Source organism: Egibacteraceae bacterium, from assembly GCA_040905805.1.
GTDB lineage: Bacteria > Actinomycetota > Nitriliruptoria > Euzebyales > Egibacteraceae > DATLGH01.
Map to the genome: position 1 here is coordinate 1 of JBBDQS010000036.1, position 4,149 is coordinate 4,149.

8 protein-coding genes are annotated in these 4,149 nt (G+C 72.4%); 2 read left to right on the plus strand and 6 right to left on the minus strand.

Features of this window, described 5'->3' with window-relative positions; genetic code table 11:
- Positions 1-31: 31 nt before the first annotated feature.
- Together WD250_04925 and WD250_04930 are read right to left on the minus strand one after the other, a co-directional pair.
- On the minus strand, positions 32-169 hold the full coding sequence (locus WD250_04925; GenBank protein ID MEX2619543.1) for a hypothetical protein: 138 nt from the start codon (positions 167-169) through the stop codon (positions 32-34).
- Between the two features lie 57 nt (positions 170-226).
- Positions 227-775 carry a hypothetical protein gene (locus WD250_04930; protein MEX2619544.1) on the minus strand — a complete coding sequence of 183 codons (549 nt, stop codon included), beginning with the start codon at positions 773-775 and terminating at the stop codon, positions 227-229.
- A 553-nt stretch (positions 776-1,328) separates the two neighbouring features.
- Between WD250_04930 and WD250_04935 the strand changes: the two genes are divergently transcribed.
- The gene (locus WD250_04935; protein MEX2619545.1) at positions 1,329-1,796 is read left to right on the plus strand and encodes a DIP1984 family protein; all 468 of its coding nucleotides are present in this window, start codon (positions 1,329-1,331) and stop codon (positions 1,794-1,796) included.
- Between the two features lie 560 nt (positions 1,797-2,356).
- On the opposite strand, the gene WD250_04940 is transcribed toward WD250_04935, so the two are convergent.
- The 3 genes from WD250_04940 to WD250_04950 are packed head-to-tail and all read right to left on the minus strand — an operon-like array spanning position 2,357 to position 3,247.
- A complete protein-coding gene (locus WD250_04940) occupies positions 2,357-2,599 on the minus strand; it encodes a hypothetical protein (protein ID MEX2619546.1) in 243 nt (80 codons plus the stop codon).
- A gap of 16 nt (positions 2,600-2,615) precedes the next feature.
- A complete protein-coding gene (locus WD250_04945) occupies positions 2,616-2,993 on the minus strand; it encodes a PIN domain-containing protein (GenBank protein ID MEX2619547.1) in 378 nt (125 codons plus the stop codon).
- A gap of 11 nt (positions 2,994-3,004) precedes the next feature.
- Positions 3,005-3,247 carry a type II toxin-antitoxin system prevent-host-death family antitoxin gene (locus tag WD250_04950; protein MEX2619548.1) on the minus strand — a complete coding sequence of 81 codons (243 nt, stop codon included), beginning with the start codon at positions 3,245-3,247 and terminating at the stop codon, positions 3,005-3,007.
- Between the two features lie 73 nt (positions 3,248-3,320).
- On the opposite strand from WD250_04950, the gene WD250_04955 reads away from it, so the two are divergent.
- A complete protein-coding gene (locus WD250_04955; GenBank protein ID MEX2619549.1) occupies positions 3,321-3,512 on the plus strand; it encodes a hypothetical protein in 192 nt (63 codons plus the stop codon).
- 104 nt (positions 3,513-3,616) lie between these two features.
- Here WD250_04955 and WD250_04960 read toward each other — a convergent pair.
- The coding region (locus tag WD250_04960) for an ArsR family transcriptional regulator (protein MEX2619550.1) at positions 3,617-4,149 on the minus strand (533 nt) is incomplete at its 5' end.

The window sequence follows — 4,149 nt, forward strand, 5'->3', positions numbered from 1 at the left end:
GTCCGCCGGGCACCGCGGTCAGCACGCCCGGTCACCACGGCCGGGTGACCGCTGAGCGGTCCTCGACGGCGGTTGTCCCGCCGGCCGCGCCGGCCGACCGCTCAGGACCGCCGGGCGGTGAGCAGTCCTCGTCCACCGACGCCAGGGTCTCGTCGATCGGGCCCAGCAAGGTGGCGTCCTTGGAGGACGTGGGGCACCGCACCGGGTGGCGGCACGGCCGCCGCCGCTACGCGATGCCGCTCCAGTCGGGCACCAGGGCGTTGACCGCCTCGCTGCCCGGGTCGAGACCGGCGTCGTCGAAGGCGAGCACCACGCTGGTGGCCAGATCCCACGACTCCTGGTCCGCACCGCACCAGCCGATCAGGGTGTCCTCGCCGGCCTCCTCCCGCAGGCGGTACAGGCCCAGCAGGAGGCCGAAGCCGATGTCGGTGGCGGCGTCGGCGAACCCCGCGGCAGCCGTGCGCGCCAGGGCGTCCAGGTAGGGCTCCAGCGTCTCCTCGAGCACCTCGGCGGCGGCTTGCAACGACTCGACGTAGCCGCCCCCGGGCTGCTTGCCGGCCCGCCCGGCGATGGCGGTGAAGGGCACGGCGAGCAGGGCGCCGACGACCTCGTCGGCCACGTCGTCGCGATCGACGGTGGTCAGCAGCTCGGTTGCCACGGCTTCGGCTTCGGCGATCAGGTCGGGACGGCGGTCGAGCAGCCGGTCGAGTGCGGCGGCCCGCTCGGCGTTCGACAGCGCGTCAAGGGCGGGAGGCGGCTTGGACGAGCGCGGCATGGAGGCCTCCTTCACGAGGGCAGTTGCGGGCCAGTATGGACGCCTGGCTGTTCCTCTCGTGGCAGCGGCGTCGGGTGCCGGCACGCGCGCCTTGCCTCTGCCCACCGGTGAGGGCATCCACCCACGACCGCTGCCTTGGTGCGGTGGACCCAACTGGCGGGCGGTGTCAGGGCGATCGTTCGCACGCTCATCTCGGCTTGCTCGTCGCCTGCCGTACACGACTGGTCCGCCCGGCCCCGCCTACCGGGGGCTGCCCTCATGCATCGAGCTCGACCGCGTCCTACGGGAGCAGAACCCGTGGCGCCGCGAGGGCGGTCCGGTCCAGCGCAGGCTGTCCGAGCGAGGTCGCACCGCGGCCCAGGCGGCGCGCTCGTCGGCGCGCAGCGCACGCCAGCCGCCCCGACGGGCGGCCTTCTTGTTGCCCGCTTTCCGCGGAACGTCGCTGTTCGGCCGGCGGCGCCCATGAGCCGGCCAAGCCCGGACGCACCGGCCCGGACGCGGCGGTCCGCGGAGCATCCACACGTCGAGACCCACGAGAGGAGGTGACACACCGATGCTGCTTGCCGAGGCACTGCGTGAGCGCGCTGACGCACAGCGCCAGCTCGCCGCGCTGCGTGACCGTGTCGCTGCGTCCGCCCGGTACACCGAGGGTGAGGAGGTGGCCGAGGACGCGTCCGCACTGCTCGACGAGGCCGAGGCGCTTGTCGGTCGGCTCGCCGAGCTCATGCTGCGGATCAACGAGACCAACCTGCAGGCGACGCTGGCCGACGGGCGGTCGCTGACCGCCGCACTGGCCGAGCGTGACGCGCTGCGGACGCGGTCCGGGCTGCTCAAGTCCACTGCCGACGCCGCGGCCGGCGGCCGGGACACGTTCCGGTGCGGTCGGCAGGAGCTGCGGACGTTCGCGGCGCTGGACGTGACGGCGCTGCGGCGCCGGGCCGACGACGTGGCCCGGCAGATCCGTGAGTTGGACCTTGCGATCGAGCAGGTCAACTTCAGCACCGGGCTCGAGGGAGACTGACTCGAGCACGGCCCTCGCGGGGTGGCAGGTGGCTGGTTGGTAGCCGCCGGCCCGCGGCGTGGGGAGCGGACGCGACCTTCCTGGATTCATCCAACCGACTGTGAATCGGACCCGACGGCGGGTGCTACCTCACCGTTCAGCCGTCACGGGGCACCCGTGCACCGGTCAGGGGGCATTGCTCAGCACCACGCGTCGACCGCATGCCAGCGGGCAGGTGGCGAGGGAGGGAACGGGGACCTCGCCGCCTGCCGCTCCGCTCCTGTGGGGCAGCTTCCGATCCAGGGCTAGCCGTTCGCGCACCTTCTCCACGACTGGGTGGAACGGCAGGCCGAGCAGGTTGCCCACACGGGCAGCGAGCTCAGGGACGAGATCGGGATGGCGGCGTGACGGCACGCACGCCAGCCAGGAGGGGGCCGGGGTGGGCCGCCACCTCTTGCCCCGGCCGGTGCGTTGCACGAGCAGCGACGGGCACGGCGCGCCACGAGCGCGACGATGCTCTCCAGATGGCCTTCGCGGAACACCGCGCCGGCGCCGGCGACTGCCTCCGGACGGGATCCGGATCAAGGGGCTCGGGTACCTGTTGCGGTTGGCCCTGAGACTGGTTCGACAGCGCTGCCTCCTTGAAACCCGTCCGCGAGGATACCAACGGCGAAGAGGGCGGCGGCGAGGGCGAGCGCTACCAGAGCGCGCTTGAGCCGGGCTTTGGTGCTCAGGCCGTCACTGACGGTGTTCACGGGCAGTTCGAGGGTGTCGAAGAGCCGCACACGCGTGAACCGGTCATCGGCCGCCAGGTACTTGCGCATCGCACAGCCGGCCGAATCAGTCTGCGAGCTCGACCTGGGGCAGGTCTGCGAACCCCCTGGGGTCGGCGGTCACCACCAACCGGCCCGTGGCACGCGCCGTCGCAGCGATGATGAGATCGTGGGCACCGCGCGGGCGGCCAGCCTGCCGGGTTGCAGCCAGCAACGCCGCATGAGCTTCGGCTACTCCAGCGTCATAGGACAACACGGGAAGCACATCCAAGACCTCGTCCACGAACGCCTGACGGGCGGGTCGATGCCGCTCGGTGGCCAGCAACACCCCAACCAGCAGCTCAGCGGCGGTCACCGCGGCGATGGCGACATCATCGTCGTCGCCGATCACCGCATCGAGGTCACGGGCGTGGCGCTCGGCGTCGACCAGGAAGGCCGTGTCCAACAGGAGGCGGCTCAGGGCCGTTTCTCCACCGACAGCAGTCCGCGGAGCTCCGCGAGCTCATCGCGCCAGCCTGCGTCAGACGGATGACGGCGCAACGCCGCCTTGGCTCCCTCTCCGCGCCCGCGGCCGACCGGCTCCAACTGGGCGATCACCTTGCCGCGGCGCACGATGCGATAGCGCTCCCCACGGTGCTCGACCCCGTCGAGCAGGTCGGCGAAGTGGCGGGCGGCTTCGGTCGCACTCACCTCAGGCATATGATCAGATTATCAGAGGAGTTCGAGGGAGTGATCCGAGTCGATCTGAGACGTGCCGAACCGGGAGAGCCGGATGCCATGGCCGCCGTGGGAAGCCGTGGCCCTGCCCACTTGCTGCAGCGACGAGGCTCTCACCCTGCTGGCCGATGCCCCTCGGCGGTGCCGGCGGCTGCCGGACTCCTACCTGTGGGTCGAGGCGTACGCCCTCGACGCGCTCTGCGGTCTGGCGGTCGAGCACGCCACGCTGGCCGGGGCATCGGCCTGACCCGCCGGCGCGGCCATCGGTGCGGGGCTGTCAGGCGAGGAAGACAGTTGGTAGAGCAGCGCCACGAGGCCGACGGCGGCCACGGTCGTGAGGTTCTGCTGTGGTCAGCTCTCGATAGGAGCGCCGGCGTGGCGCCACTCGGGCAGCCCGTCCTCCAGGCGCTGGGCGCGCCGGCCTTGCCCGCGAAGCCGCCGGACGGCGTCGTCGGCGTAGACGCAGTACGGGCCGCGGCAGTAGGCGACGACGTCGCAGTCGGCGGGCAGCGCGTCGAGCAGGTCGAGCCGGTCGGGGGGGACGGAGATGGCGCCGGGCAGGTGGCCGGCGGCGTACTCGGGTTCGGGGCGGACGTCGACGACGATGACGTCGTCGCGCTCGAGGCGGACGAGCAGCTGCTCGCGGGTGATGGCCTCGAGGTCCTCACGGTCGCCGAGGTAGGCGCGGGCGAGCTCGTCGAGGCCATCGACCTGCTGGGCGGCGACGCGGCGCGTCGCCCACCACAGCTCGAGCACGTCGTCGGACGCGAGCCGGTAGTGCACGTAGGTGCCGCTGCGGCGGCTGGTGAGCAGGCCGGCGCGAGCGAGAGTGCGCAGATGGTGGGAGGTGTTGGCGACCGACTGGCCGATCGCCGCGGCGATCG

Excerpts from the sequence above, each read along its gene's own strand:
- WD250_04930 (MEX2619544.1), bottom strand. The coding sequence starts at position 775 with ATGCCGCGCTCGTCCAAGCCGCCTCCCGCCCTTGACGCGCTGTCGAAC.
- WD250_04935 (MEX2619545.1), top strand. The coding sequence starts at position 1,329 with ATGCTGCTTGCCGAGGCACTGCGTGAGCGCGCTGACGCACAGCGCCAG.
- WD250_04940 (MEX2619546.1), bottom strand. The coding sequence starts at position 2,599 with ATGCGCAAGTACCTGGCGGCCGATGACCGGTTCACGCGTGTGCGGCTC.
- WD250_04950 (MEX2619548.1), bottom strand. The coding sequence starts at position 3,247 with ATGCCTGAGGTGAGTGCGACCGAAGCCGCCCGCCACTTCGCCGACCTG.
- WD250_04955 (MEX2619549.1), top strand. The coding sequence starts at position 3,321 with ATGCCATGGCCGCCGTGGGAAGCCGTGGCCCTGCCCACTTGCTGCAGC.